Here is a 22,335-nt window from a genome sequence, read left to right on the forward strand (position 1 = left end):
AGGTGTGACTCGTGTTCGAGGCTTCTCTTGCGCGGTGACGAAACTTCGTCACCTCGCCGTTTGCCTGGAAAATTGGCTTGGTCCTGGAACGCCAACGCCCGAATCGGCTGAAAAACCAGGCCGGATTGGCTCGGTGACGCCGGGCCCCTGCAATGATACGCCACCTGGGTGGCGTCCGGATCCCACACGAGCCAGCCGGCCGAGGAGCGATCTCCCCTCTTCATGACCCACAGTTTCACAATAGAGCCACATGATTTTCCTCGCATTTCCACCACGCCGGTTTAATCACTACGGTTTGCTAGACGAAGTCCGGAGGAGCGAGCACTGGCAAGTCGCAACGACATCGCTTCGGAGGCGACGCGGATAAGAGCGGACACAAGTTCCATTGGAATGACACCTTTTGCAGGGTGATAGCGGTGGCTTTGAATACTATTATAAGCTCCATCGAAACCGCAATGGGCATTCGGCTGGTCAATGGCAGGGGATCCTCGTGCGGCCCACAAGACTGAACCGTCAAGCCCAAACTAGCCAAGTTGCGTTCCCAATCCTTGCACACTGTGGCGGAACCGAGAACAGATCGTACGCCGGTCCATTGCGTTTCGTTGAGAGCTAGGCAGTTTCTCTTCTCGACCGGAAAAGGCTCCAAAACAAATGGACAATCCATCGCTACGCCAGGCTTCGTTGCCAGGACTGTGCCCGATTTCCCACGCGTTAGAGGACATGGCTTCCAGTGGGAATGAAGAACGAGGAGCCATTTTCACTCGACGCGAGGTAGTCGACTTCGTTCTGGACATCCTTGGGTACTCGGTTACGAAGAGGCTGCACAAGAGACGGCTACTCGAGCCGTCTTTCGGGCATGGCGATTTCTTGCTTCGTGCAATCGAAAGACTGTTGCACGCTTGGTCACAAGAGAATGGCGAACGGGACCCCGATGACCTAGAGAATGCCATACTCGGCATTGAACTACATCAAGCCTCATATGAAACCACTCGCGAGCGAGTAATCGAGAACCTGAAGTCTTCATTTCCTCAAAGCACCGCAGCACGTCTCGCGGACTGCTGGTTAAAGCAAGGTGATTTCCTTCTCATCGATATTCCTGGCTCTTTTGACTTTGCAGTCGGGAACCCTCCATACGTTAGAACTGAGAAGATACCTGACGCCCTCATCCGTGAGTACAGGCGACGCTACCACACCATCTACGACCGAGCAGACTTGTACGTGCCGTTCATAGAGCGATCACTGTCATTGCTCGCCGACGATGGCCAACTGGGTTTTGTTTGCTCTGACCGCTGGATGAAGAACCGCTACGGTGCGCCGCTACGGCGAATGGTGGCCGAGGGATTTTTCATGAAGTATTACATCGACATGACGGGGAAAGACGCGTTCCACAGCGATGTCACGGCGTATCCCGCGATTACCGTGATATCCCGCGAGTCCGAGGGAGTGACGAAGGTGGTCAGCAAAGATGACTTTAGCATGGACGTCTTGCAAGACCTGTCGCGGGAGCTTCTGGAAGACGCTACACCGGTGGCCCATAACCCCCAAATTAGAACGGCAAGCGGGTTTGCGAATGGCGAATCTCCATGGCTGCTGAGTAGTTGTGAACAACTAGCATTGGTACGCCGTCTCGAAAGGGATTTCCCCACAATCGAGAACGCTTACTGCCGAGTAGGAATCGGCGTTGCAACAGGCGCGGACAAGGTGTTTATCGGGCCATTCGACGAGCTAGATGTCGAAGAGGAGAGGAAGATTCCCTTGGCAACGACACGGGATATAAATTCTGGCCGCGTGTCTTGGACTGGTCTCGGAATTGTTAACCCGTTTGAAGAGTCCGGGAAGCTAGTTGACCTGAGTGCATATCCGAAGCTTAGGCGCTTCTTTGAACAAAGAAAAGCTGATCTCGTGAATCGCCACGTCGCAAAAAGATCACCGAGAAACTGGTACCGCACAATTGACCGGATACATGCCAACCTTGCATCTACGCCAAAACTATTGATACCAGACATCAAAGGCCACGCGTCGATCGTATTAGAGGACGGTCGGCTCTATCCCCATCACAATCTCTATTTCGTAACTTCGGAAGAGTGGGATCTTGAGGTGTTGTTAGCCATCTTGCGAGCTGGGCTCGCATTCCTCTTTGTTTCGCTCTACTCAACAACGATGCGAGGTGGATGCTTTCGTTTCCAAGCCCAGAACCTTCGCAGAATCTGCTTGCCACGTTGGGAGGATGTGCCACGAGTTGCAAAAACATCGCTAAAAAATGCTATCAAGGAGGGCGACTTGAGTGCTTGCCGAGAGCTGACGGCGACGTTGCTTGGTATGACCGACAATGAAAAGCAAGTGTTCAGGGAAGTTACGGCGGAGTTAGTGTGATGTCGATTGATCTTGGCGACTTTGAGGAGAACGTTCGGAATGCTGTGCTTGCGTTTTGGAATACTCGACAAGAAAGTGCCGCCAAACAGGAAGCGATAGGAAGGTTCGACCAAGGCCAGAGGTCAGGGGTGACTTCTGGAAAGAACATGGACGGATTCGTTGGGTTCGTTGCCGATATTGTGCAGCGAAATGGAATCGCGGAGGAGTGCATTTATCTTAAACGACGAGTTCTTTCACTCCCAGGGTACTTTCGGCCGACCAAGCTTTGGGACATGCTCGTTATTCACAACGATCACCTGGTTGCGGCGTTGGAGTTCAAGAGCCAAGCCGGATCGTTCGGGAACAACTTCAACAATAGAACTGAAGAGGCGCTCGGAACAGCACTCGACTTGATGACGGCTTTTCGCGAGGGTGCCTTCGGTGACCAACCTCGTCCATTTGTAGGCTGGATGATGTTGCTCGAAGACGCTCCAAGTTCCAGGAAACCTGTAGGCGACCGTTCTCCGCACTTTCCAGCCTTTCCGGAGTTTGCAATGGCTTCGTATGCCAAACGCTATCACATTCTATGTCGCAAAATGATGCAAGAGAACCTCTATGATGCGGCCGCATTATTATTGAGCCCACGTGGGAAGTCCGGCGTCTACTCCGAAATGGACACTATGACCAGTCTGAGAACGTTTGCGACACAGCTGGCAGGCCGCGTCGCAGCTGAGGTTGCCTAAATGGCTCTGAGAGCCCGCTTCCGAGTTAAGGAGGGTGGGTCTTGGTCCCACCATCTTGTTCAGTTGGGAAACTCAAGGCCCTTCGAGGGTTCGTCGGTACCTCCAAGCGGTGGTATAGTCACCAAGGTGAGCTGTGGAAGCCCGTGACCCAGCGTGCGCTAGTGTAGTGTTTGCGAGTTGAACGAATTTACGTCGCCCGCGACATTGCTTGTTGGGAATGGCAGATCTCGGAATTCACCCTGTGTTTACCGTGACTCTGCGCAACCGAATACATACGCTTCTGGATGACACAGTACACTAGCGCGACACTGGGCTATGATCTGGCATACCTTCGGCATGCTGGTCTTCGCGGTCGGAATGGGTGGTGGGGCAAGGCCCGGCCTAGTTGGCTAAAGCGTCATCCTGTCCGCATGCCCACGCAGGCGTGATCCTCTCCGCATGCCCACGCAGGCGTGGGCATGGCACCCAAGGCACTGGTCCTAGTGCTAGCAGTCCGTTGATTTAAGCGGGCCAAGGCGAGAACGAGCCATATTGGCCAAGATCAAGGAGGAAAAACGCAGGCGAATCCGTAGATTCGTCGAGGTTTTTCAACGCCGAGATTGGTCAAAAGAACCGTTCGCAGCCGGCAGCGAATAGATCAACGGACTGCTAGGGTTTGATCGCGTTGACCTGGACGCTGGCGGCGAAGTCGTTGATGTTGTGCTTGCGGATCAGCTCGGCCAACTCCTCGTGCAGCGTCGCGGCCGAGGGCGAACAACAGTCGCCGCCGTCGACCACCTCCAACGGTGAAGAGGGCTCGCCGAGGGCCGAGGGTGGGGCACAGCAACCGGCTTGGTTCTCGGCTTTCGCGTAGGCGTTGAGGTCCTTCTTCGTGTCGACGACCTGAAGACCCGCCACTCGCCTGCCTTCATCGTGAGGACCGGATTGACTTGGCCGTTGACGGTGAAAATCTGGTCGTCGTGGTTCTCCCCGTCTTGCGGAATCATCACCTCGCCATCGACGACCCAGGTGTTCTTCAGGATGAGGTGGTTCTGGACGAGACCATCGAGTTCACGAATGCCGCCGTCGCCGCGTCCGATCAGCAACATCCCCGAGAGCCCATGGCCGATCTGATCGTTGACGAAGCCGTGGCGATGAGGGTGGTACCAATAGGTTCCTTCGGGATGAAACGAAGGGATGTCGAAACTTTGGGTGAACGTTTCTCCCGGCGCGATGTTGAGCAGGACGTTGTCGCCATTGCCCAGTGGCGAGGTGTTGACGCCGTGCGGATGCAGGTTGGTCGGTTGCTCGAGCTCGTTGACGATGTTGACGTTGAGGGTGTCGCCAGGATTGACTTGGAGAATGGGAGGGGCGAACTGATCGTTGTACATCCAAACATTGGATGCGGGCGTGTCGCCGATCATCGCTTCGCCCACTGCTTGGGTCAGGGTGACATCGAGGACTCCGTCGACCGCGGCGAGGATCGGCGGCTCCTGGAAGGGGTCCATCGCCGGAACGATCCGGTCGGCCAAGGGTTCGAGCGTGAGCGTTCGCGCGAGCGAGCGGCCGCGGCGATTGTTCGGAATTCGACATCGAGTCGTTGGCGTCGGTGTCATGGCTGTCTCGATCTCCATCGATGGCTAGACGATCAAACCGTTCGGATTGTGATGTTTAGGCAATGTGGGAGGGCGCCCTGGAGCTAGGTTGGACATCCGGCGTGTGAAAAGAAAGGAGGAAGTGAAGAGAATGTGAAGTTGGTGCACCCGTCGTTGACGGTTCGAGGGGTTCGGAATCGGAGAGGGTGAACGACGCTGTCCGGGCCGCTTCCCGTGCGAGTCGATCGACGCCTGGTTTCGGCCCAGATAGCGACCTAGCCCGGAATCGCTGGCTCGCTCGTGGGCGATTCGCTTTCGCTGTCCGCGGCGGTGGGGGAACTGGCGAGAATCGTGTTGAGCTGATCCAGCGTCTGCCGCATCTTTGTTTGCGAGGGTTTGGGGGCTCGAAAGAGTTCCGAGGCGACAACGGTGTTGGCGATCCCTTCGTTGAGGGCGGAGAGGATGTCGTCGCGGTTGGTGCGTCCAAAGGCCTCCATGGCCCGCCGGAATCGGTTGTGGCGAGTTTCGACGTGCCCATCGGCCAAGTCGACGAACGCCTCGGCCGAACGCATCGCCGCGAGGAACTGCCGATTTCCGTCTGACCAGTGGTCGGCTTGTCCCGAATCGTCGTGATGATTCGCGACCAACCGGAGGATAGGAACGGGGAGGCACCAGTTCTCGAGCAAGGCCGCGCCGACGTCGGCATGGGTCAGCCCACGCAAGTAGCCTCGTTCCAGGCTCTCGAGTCGAAGATGTCCCGTGTGACGGAATCGCCCCAGCATCGACTCGTAAGTCGCGCCGCACGCCTCCACCAACACGAGGATCCCCAACTCCTGAAGCAATCCGAGCAGGTAGGCGGTCTCGGGTGACACGTTGCCCAGACGCTTCACGAATGCCGAGGCGATGCAGGCGACCATCACCGAGCGCCGTTGATGCCAGGATCGCATGCTGTCGGAGATCTTTCTGCCAAATTGGAGAAAGGAGTCGTGGGCCCGACAGGAGAGAATCAACGCGAGCGTCGCGCGCGTGCCCAGGAGGTTGATCGCGTCAAACAAGCTGGAGACGCGGACCGAGAGTCCCATCGCCGGACTGTTGACGAGCGAAAGCAATTGGGCGGCGATCGAGGGATCGACGGAGATGGTCTCGGTCAACTCCGCGATCGAGATCTCTTCCTCGGAGAGCAGACGGGGGGCGAAGCGGAGAAGGATGTTGGGCGGCGAGTTGGGCAGGGAGACCGAACCGACCAAGCGACGGGCGCGGTCGCTGATGAATTTGGCGCCGTCGGCGTTGGGATGAGTGAGTGTCAGGATGGTCTCGGCGATCACCGAACCGGAAGTGTTGCTCGGGAGAACGCGATCAACGCCGATTTGCTGGGCACGATCCCTCACCTGCGAGATGTCCGGGGAGAGCAAGATGGTCGCGGGCCGCAGCAGTTCGTGGTGAATCTTCTCCAGGATGTCGATGCCGCTGAAGAAGCCCTCCAGTTTTTCCTCGACCACGACCGCGTCCATGGCGACTTCCGACATGGAGCGGTGAAGTTGCTCGGCGCTGAAGACCCTTTCGACCGCGATTTCATCTTCGGGAATACCGTCGACGAATTGTTCCGTGGCTGCCAGGCTTCCGCAAAGGATGATCACATGGGGTCGCTGCATCTCCGTTCCTTCCGTGGATGCGTCTTCGCCCGAGGCTCGGTGTTGCGGAAACAGTAGCTCGCGGGGTGCGTGGCGCCAAACGAGTATCATTCAGAATTCTTACCCTACTGTTTTTTGCCTAGTCACCGCGCGCGAGGGCCCTCGTCTTTGGGGCGTTGGACGCTTGCCCCGCGGAGAGGAGAGGACGCTACCTACTCGGGGTGACTACAGCGTTTGCCGGAGGACGACGGCCTCATGGAAACCGGGGCGACTTCGGCGATGGGGCATCACCGACGGATCGTTTCTTGGGAGGAGGGACTCACAAGAAGAACGCGTGAACTTCCGAAGCAGACGCAGCCGCCCGCCAGAACGCCGAGGACGCGACGCCAATGGAACGTCGAGGAGGCCGGTGGTTTGCAGGGAGAGACCGAGAAGGGGAACGGCAAGAACCGACTCTTGAGACGAAGCCCAGTGCTTTGTCAGATCCCAAAGTTCGGGTGGCACTGGCTGTTGGTCAGCCAGTGAGAAGTGATCGTACGTTCCCAACCGGGAAACTAGTGCATCATCCATTCTTAATTTTTGGGGTAGAGTCGGGCCAGTTTGGTGCGTGCTTCGTCGATTTGTAGTTGGCAGTCGACGCCGCGCTGCTTCTGGTTGGTCTGGTCGGACCAAGCCCCGATTTCGTCTCGTAATTCGTCGAGTTCGCCGACGCGTCGACCGGTCAGACACTGTCGTGTCATCGCGCTCAGTTCGCATTCGGCGACGTTTAGCCAGCTCCCATGCTTCGGAGTGTAGACGAACGTGATTCGCTTGACATAGGCACGTGCCACGGCAGGCTCAAACAACTCGTAGAACGCTCCCTTGGTGTGGGTGTTTAGGTTGTCGAGAACCAGCGTCACTTGCTGGCAATCGGCGTAGCGAGTGTCGAGCAGTTGCGCGACCTCTTGCGCCCAATCAACCTTGGTGCGTTGCGACCTGGCCGTCGCTTGGCGAAAACCTGAAAGCGGCTCGCTGAACATGAAGATGCTCGCCGTTCCGTTTCGTTCATACTCGTAATCGACTCGCTTGGGATGGTCCTTGGCAGCTTCAATCGGCTGCCTTGTTTCTTTGATCAGCTGGACCGGTTGCTCGTCCATGCAAATGACCGGATGGTCTGCATCGTAGGGTCTTTCATAGGTTTCGAGGACTTCCTCCATGCAAGCGACGAACTCAGCGTCGTTCTCGGGGGGGATCACCCAATAGTCGATCATACGCTTGGTCATGCGATTTTTTTTAGCGTCTTGCGAACGGTCTCGGGACAAATGGATTCCACTACCTCTAGTTTAACCAATTGATCGGCAAGCAGTTGCAGCGTCCACTTGCCGTATCCCTTGGGCGGCTCTCCCAGACGCATGGCGACTAGTCTTGCTTCGGCCTGCCCGTCGAGCTTCGGCGGAGTCGGGTGGAGAGTTCGTTCGTCGCCACTCCGCGATGATCCGAGCGTATTTCTCGTGGCTTTCCTCAGACCCGAAGGGCCCGAGATAGTGGTTCTTTCCGTTGATGGTGACAACGGCGCAACGACGGGCTTTGTGAAGCCGGTAAGACGGTGGGCCTTTGGTAGTACGTGGCAAAAGAGTCGCGGCCTCCGAGCCAGCGAAAAACGGTACATGTACCGTTTTTCGGAGCTTCTCCGCCGCGCCACTCCACGAGGAGGGGGTACGCTAAGTCAAGCGTTCGGAAGGATTCAAGGAAAGTACCCCCTACCGGATTCGAACCGGTGATCTTCTGGCTGAGAACCAGATGTCCTGGGCCACTAGACGAAGGGGGCCACATCGAATTCGCTATTCTTGGAATCGGACGCCGAATGTCAACCTAACTTGATGGACTTTTCTCAAGATCGACCCCGTTAGGCCGCGCGGCGGACGCGGCTCTTGCCGGCCTCGCTGATCTGATCGTCGATCTGCAACGCCAACGCCAACGCGGCGTAACCGGCTTGGCCACTGACCTTTGGCACGCCGCCGTTCTCGACGCGCGAGAGGAAGTCGCGCAGTTCGAGCCGGAGCGGTTCGGCTGCCGTGTCGTGTTGCCGCGACGTCGTTTTCACCGATCCGTTCCACCACGCCTCGCGCTGTTCCGGCCCCATCGAGGCGCAGATGTCCGAGGTGAGCGACTCGTTGCCGTCGTACCGCACGTGCTTGGTCGAACGGGCGACGAAATCGACTTCGTACCAACCCGACTCGTTCGACATCCGCATCGTTCGCGATGAACCGGTGTCGACGCGGCTGGCCGAGAGTTGGGCCCGACGACCGTTGGTGAAGAGCAGGGACACGTCGGCCCAATCGGCGGACGGACTGACGACGCAGCCGCCGACCGCCTCCACCCGCTCGATCTCCGAACCCAAGACCGAAAGCGTCAGGTCGATGTCGTGAATCATGACGTCGAGAACGACACTGACGTCAATCGAACGAAAGGGGTAGCGACTGAAGCGCTGCGCCGAGAGGAAATTCGGCTCGAAACCGTCCTCTTCCGCGGCGATCCAAGCGGGGTTGTAGCGTTCGCTGTGACCGACCTGAAGCACGGCGCCCGAGGCTTCCGCGAGCTTGACCAGTTCGGCCGATTCGTGCAGTGAGGTGGCCAGCGGTTTCTCGACGAGGGTCGCGATCCCGGCGTTGAGAAACGGGCTCGCCGCGGCATGGTGGAAGGAGGTCGGGACGGCGACGACGACGGCGTCGACATGCTTGAGGATCTTGCTGGCGTCGTCGACGGCTTGGGTACCCGCGCGTTCGGCGATCTCCTTGGCCCGAGCGAGGTCGTGATCGACGACGGCGACCAGATCGGCCTCGGGCATCTCCCCGAGAATGCGGGCGTGGTGGCGACCCATGTGGCCGACACCGACCACGGCGGTACGTAGGCGACTCATGCTGCGCGTTTCCTTTCCCTGGAGCGGCCGTTGCGGCCTTCGCGTAACCCTTCGACGAACGCAAAGAGGTTGAGGACCGGCTCGGTCAGGTTGTCGTGATCTTCCAGGATCGCCCGCGCTTTTATCGACTGCATGCGGACGCGGAAGAGGAGCCGGTGCGCCTCGGTGAGGCTCTTGATCTCGTGATTGCTGAAGCCGCGACGTCGCAGGCCGACGAGGTTGACGCAGCGCACCTCGGCCGGGTTGCCCTCGACCATCATGTAGGGAGGCACGTCGGTCGGGATTCGGCTACAGCCGCCGATGAAGGAGTAGGAGCCGATGGTGGCGAACTGATGAACGCCGACCAGCCCCGAGAGAATCGCGTAGTCCTTCACGTGAACGTGGCCGCCGAGAATGCAGGCGTTGGCCATCATGATGTTCGAACCCATCTGGACGTCGTGGGCGATGTGGCTTGCCGCCATGACGAAGTTGTTCGAGCCGATGCGGGTGGTGCCATCTTCCTTGTGCGAGCCGCGGTGGATCTGGACGTGCTCGCGAAAGACGTTGTTGTGGCCGATCTCGACCCGAGCGGGCTCGTCGCTGTACCCCAAGTCCTGGGGTTCGGCTCCGATCGAGGCGAATGGGTAGACCGTGTTGCCGCAGCCCATCACGACTTCGCCGGAGAGGACGACATGGGCCATCAAACGGGTTCCCTCGCCGATGACCGCCCCCTTGTCGATGATGCAGTACGGACCGACCTCGACGTCGTCCTCGAGGACGGCGCGGGGATCGACAATGGCGGTGGAATGGACGGTAACGGCCATGAGAACTCCTTTTCTTGCTAGCCGAGGACTACGCGGAGAGCAGCTCGTCGGACTGATCGTTCCGAACGAATCGCATCTCCGCCTCGGCCGCGATCTGACGATTCACGCGAGCCGTAGTTTTGATGATCGCCGTCTTGTCCTTGACGCGGACGCCGACGCATTCGAGCCAAAGCCGATCGCCGGGCACGACCGGACGACGCAGTTTGACGTGGTCCATGGAAACGACCATGCCGTAGCCGCGTCCCTGCCACTGCATGACCATGATTCCCGCCGCCTGGGCGAGCGATTCGATGATCAGGACGCCCGGCATGACCTTCTTGCCCGGCCAATGACCCGTGAAAAAGGGCTCGTTGTACGTCACGTTCTTGATCGCCACGATGTGCTGGTTGGGCGATAGCTCAAGCACTTGGTCGACGAGCATGAACGGGAAACGGTGCGGGATCGTCTGTTCGATCTGGGACGAGTCCATGACCGGCGCGTCGGTCAGCAGTCGCCGTTCGTATTCGATCTGCGACTGCTCGGTGATTTCCCGCACCAGCGCGGCGTTGAGACGATGACCCGAGCGATGGGCCAGGACGTGTCCGTGCAACCGTCGACCGAAGAGGGCCAAGTCGCCGATCACGTCGAGGATCTTGTGGCGGACGCACTCGTCGGGATAGCGAAGTTCGTTGTCGATGAGGGTCCCGTCCTCGCCAAAGACGAGCAAGTCGCGAGCGGTCGAGCGAGTGCCGAGCCCCTGGGAGCGCAGGAACTCGATCTCTCGCTCCAGAATGAATGTTCGGGCGGAGGCGATCTCGTCCCGAAAGAACTCGGGCGTGATCGTGACCGTGAGGCTTTGCTTGCCGATCGCCGGATCGGGGTAGTCGAGGTTGAACGTGATCGCCAGGTGCTCTTCCGGCCCGGGATGAGCGGCGACCAGCGCGTCACCATCCTTTACCGATGCCGACTCGAAGAGGACGAAGGGGCGACGCGGAATTCCCTGCGGGACGATTCCCGCGGCGAGGATCGCGTCGACGAACGGCTTCGACGAGCCGTCGACGCCCGGAGCCTCGGGGGCATCAAGTTCCACGATCGCGTTGTCGATGCCGAGTCCCACGAGGGCGGCAAGCAGATGTTCGGTCATTTCGACGGTCGCGCCGTTGGCCGACAGAGCGGTCCGGCGCTGACGTTCGACGACTCGGGAAATATGAGCTGGGATCCGCGGATGATTTGGCAGATCGGTCCGGACGAAGATGATCCCGGATTCGGGTTCCGCCGGCCGAAAGCGGACGGTCACGTCGGCACCGCTGACAAAGCCGATGCCGGTGACTTCCGCGTCCCCGGCGAGCGTGCGCTGCTCGGGGAACTTCTTGCCGCGAGAGTGGTTGAAAGTGGCGACCGCGTCCACGAGGGACGAGCTGACCTGCTTTACGACCACGTCTTCATCCTTCGGTACGGGGTGCTCTCGAGAGAGGAGGAGCGGCACCAACGCCGCTCCCACGCGTGGTTTACGGAGGACGCTTAGCGGGCCTGAGCGTACTGAGCGTTGAGGCCCTGAGTGATGACGCCGGTCAGGTCGAGGTTCTTGTGGTGGTGAACGACCTGACGCTGAATCGTCTGCAAGACCATTTGCGGGTTCTCGCTCTCGGACTCCTCGCGGAGACGAAGAACGATGTGAATCCCGTGCTCATCGCAGTAGCGGGTCAGAAGGTCGGTCATTTCCTTGTAGCAGGTGCTGTAGACGCTCGCTTCGCGAAGGACCATTTCCTGCTGATACTTCTGGCCGAGCTTCTTGAATTCGAAGGTCTTCTCGTGGAGCTGACGTTCGATGCCTTCACGGTCGCCCGCACCCTTGAGCTGGACGAGTTGCGATTCCATGGCCCGGATCTCTTGCTGGATCGTGCGCAGCTCGTGATCCTTATTCTGGATCTGTCCCTTGAGGTCCTCGGTCAGAGCCTTGTAGTGCTCATAATCCTTGAAGACCTGATTGACGTCGATGACGGCGATGCGAATGCCCTGGAACTGCTGAGCTTGAGCCGGCTGCATCATCGTGCCCGCGACGAATACCGCACCGGCGACCATCGCCGCACCCGCCCACAGATGATTCCACTTCACGGATAAGTACTCCTCGTCAACTTCGGCCCGTTGGCCACCGACCCATGTTTCCTTGAAACTCGCCGGCCACCTTGCCGGTCGAGTCCACTTGATCAGCATCTGATCGTTCGATGTCCCGGCCAGCCACGCTCGTGGGGCGATTCGGAACACCTGGCCGAACTCGGCCCTGGTGACACGCGTCCTTATCCCTGATCGGGGAATTGGGTCAAGGCTAACCAAGGCGGTCATTTCTCTCGGGTGTGGCCGCGGATTCTTGTTGGGCGTCTGTCCACTATTGGGTAGCTCCGATTGCTGGGCCACTGGGGTGTGCGGAGCACGCTAGAAGTCGCGGGCGAAAGGTGCATGCCGGGAAGGGATGATCGTCGCCAGATGAGGTTCTTGCTCGAGACTTCTAACCGACTGCGTCGGCCCCGGTTGAATCAACCGGGGGTTAGCCAGAGTTTCCATATCGACCAATATCGAGAGCCACACCCTTTCTCCCGCGACGAGCACGCCTCGCCGGGCGTGGAGAGGGTCACTAGAATGGGCCGTTTACTCCTCCGGAAAGTGGTTTCGTCGTCGGGTCGCTAGCGCCCGGGGACGGAGACAGGAGCGACAAAAGGCCCAGACGCGTTGGTCGGTGCCGATCGCCCCCGTTCGCCCGAGAGTGCTTTCGCGAGATGGGATCACAGGAAAACTCGTCGCTAATTGCCAGGAGCCTCCCCAAAGGGGCGGGAACCGATGTTTGAAGAAATCTCACCACGGATCGACTTTCCGAAGGCCGAACGGGAAACTCTGGAGTTCTGGCAAGAACGCGACATTTACGCAAAAACGCTCGCCAACCGAGCCGATGCGGAAACCTTCGTGTTTTTCGAAGGGCCGCCGACGGCCAACGGCATGCCTCACCCGGGGCATTGCCTTACGCGCGTCATCAAGGATGTCTTTCCGCGTTATTTCACGATGCGCGGCTACCGCTGTGAGCGCAAGGCCGGCTGGGACACGCACGGGCTGCCCGTCGAAGTCGAAGTCGGCAAAGAACTCGGTATCCACTCGAAGCAGGAGATCGAAGACTACGGCATCGAGCCCTTTATCCATCGCTGCATCCAGTCCGTCTTCCGCTACACCCGCGAGTGGGAAGAACTGACCAAACGGATCGGCTTTTGGGTCAATCTCGACGATGCCTACGTCACCTATCACCAGTCCTACGTCGAAAGCGTCTGGTGGGCGCTCAAGACCCTCTTCGACCGCGGGCTGCTCTACCAGGGGCACAAAGTAGTCTGGTGGTGGGCTCAGGGCGGAACGGCGCTTTCGAGTGGCGAGGTCGCCGAGGGCTATCGCGATACGGATGATCCCTCGATCTACGTCCGCTTTCGTCTCAAGCAACCGAGCAAACTCAAGGGGCTCGACGACGGCGTGGCCACGAGTATGCTTGCTTGGACGACGACGCCATGGACGCTTTCCAGCAACATCGCGCTGGCCGTGAAGGATGACCTCGACTACGTCGTGTTGGAGTTCGACAAGGAGGGGGAGCGCGAACGATTCGTCTTGGCCGAAGCGCTCATCGAGAAGACCTTCGCCGGCCTCAAGCTCGATCTCGAGAAGGATCTTCGCGAAGTCGCCTGCTTCAAGGGCAGCGATCTCGTCGGATTGAGCTACGAGCCGATCTTCCGCTACATGGAGCCGACCGAGGGACGCCAGTGGGAGGTCGACACCGCTGACTTCGTGACGACCGAGCAGGGGACCGGCGTCGTGCACGTCGCGCCCGCGTTCGGCGAGGACGACTATCGCTTCGGTCGTGAAAAGGGCTTCGGCTTCCTGCAAATGGTGAAGCCCGACGGCAAGTTCCGTCCCGAGGCGACTGAGGTCGCGGGGAAGTTCTGCAAAGAGGCCGACAAGGAGATCATCCAACTCCTCAAGGACTCCGGGACGCTCCTCAAACGGGACGTCTACCGGCACAGCTATCCCTTCTGTCCCCGGGCCGAGCAGGATCCGCTGATCCAGTACGCTCGCCATAGTTGGTTCATCAAGACGACCGAGTTCAAGGACCGGTTCCTCGAGAACAATCAGCAGATCAACTGGATGCCCGAACACATCAAGGAAGGGCGTTTCGGGGACTTCTTGCGCAACAACGTCGATTGGGCGATCTCCCGCGAGAGGTTCTGGGGGACGCCGCTACCGGTCTGGCAGTGCGAGAAGACTGGCCAGCAGGAGGTCATCGGCAGCTACGACGAGTTGCTCGCGAAGCCTGATGTGCAAGGGACGGAAGTCTGGGAAGCCGCCAAGAAGGCCGATCCGGAGCTATCGGACGATCTGCGCGTTCACAAGCCCTACATTGACGAGATCACCTACCAGAGTCCCCACGATCCCGATGCCCGGATGCGACGTGTCCCGGAGGTGATCGACTGCTGGTTCGACTCCGGCTGTATGCCGTTCGCGCAGTGGGGGTATCCGCATCAGAACAAGGAGAAGTTCCAGGAGCAGTATCCCGCGAACTTCATCAGCGAAGCGATCGACCAGACGCGCGGCTGGTTCTACAGCCTGCTCGCGATCGGCACGATGCTCCAGGACCAGATGGGGGAGAACCCGCCGTCGTACCCGCTGCCGTTCAGGAACTGCATCGTCCTCGGACACATGATGGGCGAGGATGGCAAGAAGATGTCCAAGCGGCTCAAGAACTATTCGGAGCCGACCGCCGTCTTTGACAAGTACGGTGCCGACGCCCTGCGCTGGTTCTTCCTCTGCGGGCAGGCCCCTTGGAGCAGCATCCGCTTCCAGGAGTCGGGGATCCAAGAATCGCAGCGAGAATTCCTCATTCGGCTGCAAAATATCGTCAGTTTCTTCACGATTTACGCAAATATCGACCAATTCGACCCCAAAGTGACCCCATTTCTCGCTGTGGAGAAGCGGGCGTTGCTCGATCGGTGGATTGTCGGCGAGTTGCACCAGGCGATCGCATTCGTGAGCGAGCGGATGGACAACCTCGACAATTTCGGGGCCGCCGGGCGGATCTCGGCCTTCGTCGATGCGTTGTCGAACTGGTATCTGCGCAGAAGTCGTGAGCGGTTCTGGACTTCCGGCTTCGACGACGACAAACGAGCCGCTTATTGGACGCTCTACGAGTGCCTGGTGACGCTCGCGCAGCTCACGGCGCCCTTTGTGCCCTTCATGGCCGAGCGGATCTACCGGAGTCTCGTCGCGAAGGTCGATTCCGCTGCCACCGAAAGCGTTCATCTCTGCGATTGGCCCCAAGCCGATTCGGATCTAGTCGACCAGGATCTCGCTCACGAGATGGACCTCGTCCGCGAGGTTGTCAGCGTCGGTCGTTCGGCGCGTACCGAGGCGAAACTGAAGGTCCGCCAACCCCTCGCCGCGGTCGAGGTCCTCCTTGCCGACGTTCGTCACGCCGAGGCGCTCACCGGCCACGAGGAGCTGATCGAGACCGAATTGAACGTCAAACGGGTCGAATTCACGACGAAAGCTGAGGATTACGTCGAGTTTTCGCTCAAAGCGAACCCTAAACGGCTCGGTCCGCGCTTCGGCAAGAAGATGGGGGCGATCAGCAAGGCCCTCGGGTCGGTCGATGCCGCCAGCGTCCGGCGCCAGCTCATCGACGAAGGGGCCTATTCGCTCGAGGTCAACGGCGAGGCGATCGAGCTGACGGGGGAGGATGTCTTCATCAACCTCTCCGCACGCCCGGGTTATGCCGCCGCCGAGGGTCGTCGCGCCGTGGTCGTCTTGACGACCGAAGTGACCCCGGAACTCAAGCAGGAGGGGGTCGCTCGGGAGATCGTCCACGCCATCCAGGGAATGCGCCGGGAACTCGACTTGGCGTTTACCGATCGGATTGAGGTCGGCGTCGAAACCTCGGGAGTGGTCGCATCGGCGACAGAAGCTCACACAGACTATATCAAGTCCGAGACCTTGGCGGACAGCGTGAAGCTGACGGCCCTCGATTCTTCCTCGCTCGCTCAGGCAATCGACATCGAGGGCACCCAGGTGCGGATTGGCGTCACGAAAGCGTAGCGCCATTTTGATGTACCATGCTCGCGTTGGTGTGGGCACCCTGGAGGCGCGTTGCTCCCACGGTGACGCCCATGATGATCGGTTGCGCGAACCCTTTCCCTGACTCCTCGATACGAGAGCCACCATGCCTTTAGTCCATGATGTCGACGTCGTCGTGGTCGGCGCGGGACACGCCGGCACCGAGGCCGCTCTCGCCGCCGCCCGGATGGGAGCCAAGACGGCGTTGCTCACGATGAACTGCGACACCGTCGGTCAGATGAGCTGCAATCCGGCCATCGGTGGCGTCGCCAAGGGCCAAGTCGTTCGTGAGATCGATGCCCTCGGCGGCGAGATGGGGCGGGTCATCGATGAAACGGGCATTCAATTTCGGATGCTCAACCGCTCCAAAGGCCCGGCGATGCACAGTCCGCGAGCCCAAGCGGACAAAAAGGCCTACCAGTTCTCCGTGAAACGACGCGTTGAGGAGCAGGAGAACCTGACGCTGCGCCAAGAGATCGTCGAGGGCATCCTCGTGCGCGACGGAAAGGTCGAGGCGGTGACGACCCGCGGCGATTCGACCTACCGCGCCAGAGCGGTCATCCTGACGACCGGGACCTTCCTCCAGGCCCTCATGCACATGGGCGAGGCGAAGTCCGAAGGGGGCAGGGCGGCCGAAGCCTCCGCGACAGGGCTCTCGCAAGCGCTCACTTCCAGCGGCTTTCGTCTCGAACGATTCAAGACGGGGACGCCACCTCGGCTCAACGGCCGGACCATCGACTTCTCGAGACTGGAGATTCAGCCGGGGGACGAGCATCCCTCGCCGTTCTCGTTCGCGACCGACCGGCTCGAAGTCGAACAGATCCCGTGCTGGCTCTCGTGGACGACGCCCGAGGTTCACGAGATCATCCGGGAGAACCTTCATCGCGCCCCGATGTACACCGGTCAGATCCGCAGTGGTGGCCCGCGCTATTGCCCGTCGATCGAGGACAAGATCGTTCGCTTCGCCGAGCGCGATCGGCATCAGATCTTCCTCGAGCCAGAAGGGCGAAACACGCTCGAGTACTACGTCAACGGGATCTCGACCAGCCTGCCGATTGACGTGCAGGATGCGATCATTCATCGCATCCCCGGCCTCGAACAGGCGGAGATCATGCGCTATGGCTACGCGGTGGAGTACGACTACGCCCCGCCGACGCAGCTTCATGCGACGCTCGAAACGAAAGGGGTGGAGGGGCTCTACTTCGCCGGGCAGATCAACGGCACCACCGGCTATGAAGAGGCCGGCGCCCAGGGACTCATGGCCGGCATCAACGCGGCGCTCAAGCTCCAAGGGAAGGGGCCGCTTGTGCTGGGACGTGATCAGGCGTACATTGGTGTTCTCGTCGACGACCTCGTCACCAAGGGGGTCGACGAGCCCTATCGGTTGTTCACGTCGCGGGCGGAGTTTCGATTGCTCCTGCGGCAGGACAACGCGGACTGTCGATTGACGCCGCTCGGACGGGAGGTGGGCCTGGTGAATCAAATCGACTGGGACCGCTTCGACGAGAAGGAACAAGTCGCCGCACGGCTGGCAGCGCATCTAAAGGACCAGCGGTCCGAGGGTGTGACGCTCGAACGGATGCTGAGTCGTCCGGACGTGACGTGGGAGCAACTCGCGAGCCAGCATCCGTCGCTGAGGGAGTTTGAGAGTCACCGCCGCGCGGTGGATCAAGTGGTACTGGAGGTCAAGTACGCCGGGTACGCACAGAAGCAGCGGAATCAGATCGAGCGATTCCAGCGTTTGGAAGAGAAGCGGATCCCGGCCGACTTCGACTACAGCGGATTGCGGCAGCTTCGGTTTGAGGCAAAAGAGAAGCTCGCGCGGGTTAGGCCCGCGAACCTCGGACAGGCGAGCCGGGTGAGTGGGATCACCCCGGCGGATTTGGCGACGGTGCTAATGTATTTGGAATCGGGAACTGGCCGAAGGCGTGGAGAATAACTTCCCGACAAAAATGCACGCGAAGAGAACGCTATGGCTAAACTCTTTAATTTCAGTCTGTTGTGGCAAGTGGGGATAGCCATCTCGCGTTGACTTGGTTTGGAACCTAGTTATAATCGCTGTCGATGGCAAGGCTGGTAAAGCCGGCAGGAAGGATCGGCGCGGTGACTCACGGAAGATTCTTTGGCCATCAAGTGAGGTGACCGAATAGGCCAGGTTAGTGCCGCTGGGAAGGAAACGTTGGCGGGATTGGTCTTGCTTATTCGTGTGAGGTGAAGTCAACTCCCTCCGGCCTTCGTCCTGACTGTCATGGTTGGGTCGGCTGGGGATGAAGCGGAAACAGGGAAGGTTAGGCGAGGACTTCGGCTTTCCTGCGTAGGGAGACGCAACGGGGTCCCGAGCACAGCGGGCCGATCCGTGAGGGTCGGGTGTTAAACATGCGATCAAAGACCGTGTTCACAACGGGCGAAGCCGCTCGTATCTGCAAAGTCAGCCAGCAAACCATCATTCGCTGCTTCGACTCGGGCCAGCTTAAGGGCTTTCGGGTTCCGGGCTCGCGCTTTCGTCGTATTCCTCGGGAAACCCTTCATAAGTTCATGAAGGAAAATGGAATTCCCACCGATGCGCTCGACAGCGAGAAGCGGCAGATCCTGATCGTCGACGACGATGTCGATTTGGTCGAAATCCTCCGTTCTGGTTTCGAGGCGGATGGCCGCTTCGAAATCAAGACGGCGAACAACGGTTTCGACGCCGGCATGATGGTCAAGGAATACCATCCTGACCTGATCGTGCTCGACGTGATGCTCCCCGATATCAACGGCCGCGAAGTTTGCCATCGCGTTCGTAGCGACAACCAGCTCGAAGACGTCAAGATCATCTGCATCAGCGGTATGGTCGAGGCCGACAAGGTCGAAGAGCTGAAGATCGCCGGAGCCGACGACTTCCTTCAGAAGCCGTTCGAATCCGAAGAGCTCGTCGATCGCGTCTGCTCGCTACTCGAGATGGAAGCTTCCAAGCCGGCGATCAGCTAGCTTGATTGGACGCACGTGCGGCCTGCTCGCCTTGCCGGGCAGGCCCTTGGGCGCCCCTGTCACTACCTATGCCCTCTTTGGTGTTGTGTTGTTCGTCGTCGAGTCTTCCGGCGTTTCGGCGAGTGGATTTCCATTCGTTCCGAGGACGGGGTGGGGGCTTTCGTTGGCGAAGCCCGGACTCGGGACAGCGTTCTCTTGCGGGGGCGACACCATGGTGCGTCGCTTGAGGAGAATCGTGGCCATTCCCTGCGGCGCCGGACCATCGAACCGCTCGGGTGCCGCTGGCTGCTTATCAGCCAATGCCGAGGGGTTGGTGTCCTGATTGGCAAGTTCGTTCCATGAGCTCTCGGCCCTATTGTCGTGCGGGAGACTGCCCAATCGCAGGTGATTCCAGCATGCCCATGGCGAGCGTGGGCATGGCACCCGATAGTTCTTGCGTAACGAACAAAAGAGTGCCCCGTGAAACGTCTAGCTTCGGGTTGCCAGTGGTTTAAGTCCTTCTCACTGTCTGGCAAGCAGGCAGTGGCACCCAACCATCAGGTCATGGCTGTGCGCAAGCGACATTCCTCGCTTTTTAGGGCTTGTCAAATCACCGGTTTCCACCGATAGGGTCGCCATTAGTTTCCTGCTCGCTCGGTCCCTCGACGTCCGTCTCTTGGCGGCGAGGATCGACGCGATCGTCGTTGCGGGGCCAACGACATGACGGCGACTCAGGGATGGATCGCCGAAGCGGGGCAGTGCCCTTGATCATGGATGACGCTGGTGATCCTCCATTCGGCAGGATGCCCGGACGGGTTCCGCTCGCAGCGGGATCTTTCCTCCAATCTCTCGTGGTTTGTCGATCTGGCAGAAAAGCCTGACCCTTTCGACTACCTCTCCCTGGCTCGTCAATGCCCGGACCTCGCGTTGGTCCTGGTCGAGGCGACGATTCCCCAACGCGCTCAAAAAGAGAGCAGTTCCGACTCCTGGGCATCCTGGCCTTCGCGTTTCTTGGGCTATCCCGATTGGGAGACCGTTGCGAGCAAGATGGGAGAGAGGCTCCCGGAGCACCAACGACCCGATCGTCTTCCCCATGCCTTGCTGGCGCAATCGATCGCGGCGATGACCGGTTGGGAAAAACTCGAAGCGGTCTTCTGGTCGACGCTACTGCGGCCGTCACCGATCGCCGAACCCCTGACCGGCGTCGATCTCCTCAATCATCTGGAGGGGACGTCCCCAAGTCGTCGCTGCACCGCACTTGCCGAACAATTGCTGTACGTTGGCGGAGCGGCGAACGCTCGCCAGGAAGTCGGCGCGAGACTCTCTCGGCTCTTTCCCGGAATCCCATGGCCGTCCGTTCTCGCCGACGTGCCCCGCTGCGCCTCGCGGAAGCAACTCTCGCTCGACGGCGATGCCTGGCGACTGCTTCGCTTGGGAGCGAGGAACGCCGCGCTCGCATGCGCCCGGCACGATGAAGAGGACCTGCATCTCATCTCGCTGACGCGTTCGCAAGAGGAACTCGCGACGGTCCTCGCCAGCTTTCTCGCTCGCAACATCTGTGGTTCGATCGCGCTCTGGCTCGCCGATTTTGGCGGTCTGGGATTGGTACTCGAGGATGGTAGGCTCTCTCTCGCGGAAGAATCCAAGGTGGCTTTCGAGGCGGAGACGTTACCGGGACATCTTCGGCGTTCGTCGCCACTGATCGGCTCGGGCGGCGAGGCGCTCTCGGTTCTCTACTTGGAAGAGGAGGAAGCGACGCCGACGCTACGGCGCCAGTTGCCGGCTCTTTCCTCAGCCCTGAGGGCGCGGCAAGAGCGCGAGTCCCTGCGGCAGACCGCGGACGACTGTCGGCAGCGTCTCGCGGAACTGACCGAGCAGACGGCCTCGGAGAGCGATCGACGGCTGTGGCGGGCGATCGCCGAGTTCGCCGCGGGCGCCGGTCACGAGATCAACAACCCGCTGGGGACCATTCTCGGAAAGACGGGGGAGTTGCTTCACGGCGAAGTCGATGCCGGCAGACGTGAGTCGCTCCACAAGATCGACGATCAGGTCAAACGCATCCACCGAATGATTCGCGACCTGCACATCCTCGGACGGGAGAAGCCAGCGTCGCACGGGACGATGTCGACATCGGGCATCCTGGAACGGGCGGTGGCCGAGGCCTCGAAGCGAGCCGCGTCGACGCAGTTGACGCTTTCGCCGATTGAAGCTGCGCCGCACATCGTTGGACGTCCCGAGGATGTCGTGCGGATGATCGCCGAGGTGATCGTCAATGCTCTGGAGGTAGCTGGTTCCGAAGGTCGCGTCGAGGTCGCCGCCTCGTTGGAGAGATCAGCGGGCGGCTCGGAAGTCTTTCGCGTCGACGTTCGGGACAGCGGTCCCGGGTTCCGCGACGAAGACCGACTCCATGCCTTTGATCCCTTCTATTCGGGACGCTCCGCCGGTCGCGGGCTGGGGATGGGGTTGCCGGTGGCCCGGCAGATCGCCGAGGAACACGGCGGGCGCGTGGTCATCGATAGCGGCCCCCCGACGTGCGTTTCGATTTTTCTTCCCGCACTCGCGAGCGGGGAGGGACACGACGCCAATTCAAAAGTCGCGTAGTCACTTAGTGGCTCTGTAGTCCTCTTCTCGCCAAGATCACGAGCGTTCGTAGACCGTCGAGAGGATCTCCTCGGCGGTCCGAAACTTCTTTCCCCCGGCGAGCACGCGATCGATTTCCTTGCGGGCGTCCGCTTCGGGATGTCCCACGCTCACCAACGCGAGATACGCCGTCTCGATGACGTCCTGGGTCGCTCCCGATTCCTTGGGGACGTCGACGCGCTCCACCATGAGTGCGAATTTCGCCACCTTCTTGCGTAACTTGGCGACGATCCGCTCGGCGGTCGACTTGCTGACCCCTGGAAGGGTCGAGAGGAGATCGAGATCCTGGTGATGGATCATGCCGGCCACGTCTCGAATCGGCCGATTGATCGCGCTGAGCGCCTTGCGAACGCCGATCCCGTCGACGGTGCAGAGGAGCTCGAAGAACTCCTTCTCGGGTTCGGAAAGAAAGCCGACCAGTCGCGGCGTCAAACGTCCCCGTCGCGGATCGCCCTCGAGGTACTCGATGGTGTGCAGGACGACATCTTCCCCGAGATTCATCTGGACCGAGCGCCGACTCCAGTCGGAGAGCAGCACTTGATACTCGAAGTGATCCGCCGCGATACGGGCCTCCTCCTCAAGGACTCGAACGAGGGTTCCGCGAATACTGGTGATCATGAACCGATTGGC

At 60.0% G+C, this 22,335-nt stretch carries 15 protein-coding genes and 1 tRNA gene; 6 read left to right on the forward strand and 10 right to left on the reverse strand.

From position 1 onward, the window contains the following. The first annotated feature begins 651 nt into the window (after positions 1-651). Together Pan216_RS12445 and Pan216_RS12450 are read left to right on the forward strand one after the other, a co-directional pair. Positions 652-2,373 (forward strand): Eco57I restriction-modification methylase domain-containing protein, encoded by a 1,722-nt coding sequence (locus tag Pan216_RS12445; protein WP_145258305.1) that lies wholly within the window; start codon positions 652-654, stop codon positions 2,371-2,373. Continuing rightward, complete coding sequence (locus tag Pan216_RS12450) at positions 2,373-3,095, forward strand: PaeR7I family type II restriction endonuclease (RefSeq protein WP_145258306.1); 723 nt, start codon at positions 2,373-2,375, stop codon at positions 3,093-3,095. The genes Pan216_RS12445 and Pan216_RS12450 overlap by 1 nt, the downstream gene beginning before the upstream one ends. 710 nt (positions 3,096-3,805) lie before the next feature. On the opposite strand, the gene Pan216_RS12455 is transcribed toward Pan216_RS12450, so the two are convergent. The 9 genes from Pan216_RS12455 to Pan216_RS12495 form a co-directional block, all read right to left on the reverse strand. Then, positions 3,806-4,690: a multicopper oxidase domain-containing protein gene (locus Pan216_RS12455; RefSeq protein WP_419193584.1), complete on the reverse strand. Its 885-nt coding sequence runs from the start codon at positions 4,688-4,690 to the stop codon at positions 3,806-3,808. A gap of 254 nt (positions 4,691-4,944) precedes the next feature. Continuing rightward, positions 4,945-6,321: an HDOD domain-containing protein gene (locus Pan216_RS12460; protein ID WP_419193585.1), complete on the reverse strand. Its 1,377-nt coding sequence runs from the start codon at positions 6,319-6,321 to the stop codon at positions 4,945-4,947. 551 nt (positions 6,322-6,872) lie between these two features. Next, entirely contained in the window at positions 6,873-7,562 is a 690-nt protein-coding gene (locus Pan216_RS12465; protein ID WP_145258309.1) for an IS630 family transposase, read from the reverse strand. Beyond that, positions 7,559-7,948, reverse strand: a complete 390-nt coding sequence (locus tag Pan216_RS12470; protein ID WP_145258310.1) for a helix-turn-helix domain-containing protein — start codon at positions 7,946-7,948, stop codon at positions 7,559-7,561. Before Pan216_RS12470 ends, Pan216_RS12465 begins: the two co-directional genes overlap by 4 nt. An 85-nt stretch (positions 7,949-8,033) precedes the next feature. After that, positions 8,034-8,107 (reverse strand) — tRNA-Glu (locus tag Pan216_RS12475). Positions 8,108-8,185: 78 nt separating this feature from the next. After that, on the reverse strand, positions 8,186-9,199 hold the full coding sequence (locus Pan216_RS12480) for a Gfo/Idh/MocA family protein (protein ID WP_145258311.1): 1,014 nt from the start codon (positions 9,197-9,199) through the stop codon (positions 8,186-8,188). Then, positions 9,196-10,002, reverse strand: a complete 807-nt coding sequence (gene lpxA / locus Pan216_RS12485; RefSeq protein WP_145258312.1) for an acyl-ACP--UDP-N-acetylglucosamine O-acyltransferase — start codon at positions 10,000-10,002, stop codon at positions 9,196-9,198. Before lpxA ends, Pan216_RS12480 begins: the two co-directional genes overlap by 4 nt. A 28-nt stretch (positions 10,003-10,030) precedes the next feature. Then, entirely contained in the window at positions 10,031-11,419 is a 1,389-nt protein-coding gene (lpxC, locus tag Pan216_RS12490; RefSeq protein WP_419193586.1) for a UDP-3-O-acyl-N-acetylglucosamine deacetylase, read from the reverse strand. A gap of 83 nt (positions 11,420-11,502) precedes the next feature. Then, a complete protein-coding gene (locus Pan216_RS12495) occupies positions 11,503-12,096 on the reverse strand; it encodes an OmpH/Skp family outer membrane protein (RefSeq protein WP_419193587.1) in 594 nt (197 codons plus the stop codon). A gap of 720 nt (positions 12,097-12,816) precedes the next feature. Between Pan216_RS12495 and ileS the strand changes: the two genes are divergently transcribed. From ileS to Pan216_RS12515, 4 genes are all read left to right on the forward strand, one after another. After that, the gene (ileS, locus tag Pan216_RS12500) at positions 12,817-16,098 is read left to right on the forward strand and encodes an isoleucine--tRNA ligase (protein WP_145258314.1); all 3,282 of its coding nucleotides are present in this window, start codon (positions 12,817-12,819) and stop codon (positions 16,096-16,098) included. Positions 16,099-16,222: 124 nt separating this feature from the next. Further along, positions 16,223-18,055: a tRNA uridine-5-carboxymethylaminomethyl(34) synthesis enzyme MnmG gene (gene mnmG, locus Pan216_RS12505; protein ID WP_145258315.1), complete on the forward strand. Its 1,833-nt coding sequence runs from the start codon at positions 16,223-16,225 to the stop codon at positions 18,053-18,055. A 437-nt stretch (positions 18,056-18,492) separates the two neighbouring features. Continuing rightward, a complete protein-coding gene (locus Pan216_RS12510; protein WP_145258316.1) occupies positions 18,493-19,086 on the forward strand; it encodes a response regulator in 594 nt (197 codons plus the stop codon). A 762-nt stretch (positions 19,087-19,848) separates the two neighbouring features. After that, a complete protein-coding gene (locus Pan216_RS12515; RefSeq protein WP_419193588.1) occupies positions 19,849-21,666 on the forward strand; it encodes a sensor histidine kinase in 1,818 nt (605 codons plus the stop codon). Between the two features lie 36 nt (positions 21,667-21,702). On the opposite strand, the gene ruvA is transcribed toward Pan216_RS12515, so the two are convergent. Beyond that, positions 21,703-22,323 (reverse strand): Holliday junction branch migration protein RuvA, encoded by a 621-nt coding sequence (gene ruvA, locus Pan216_RS12520; protein WP_145258318.1) that lies wholly within the window; start codon positions 22,321-22,323, stop codon positions 21,703-21,705. Between the last annotated feature and the right edge of the window lie 12 nt (positions 22,324-22,335).

The sequence above is a fragment of the Kolteria novifilia genome, assembly GCA_007748055.1.
GTDB classification, from domain to species: domain Bacteria; phylum Planctomycetota; class Planctomycetia; order Kolteriales; family Kolteriaceae; genus Kolteria; species Kolteria novifilia.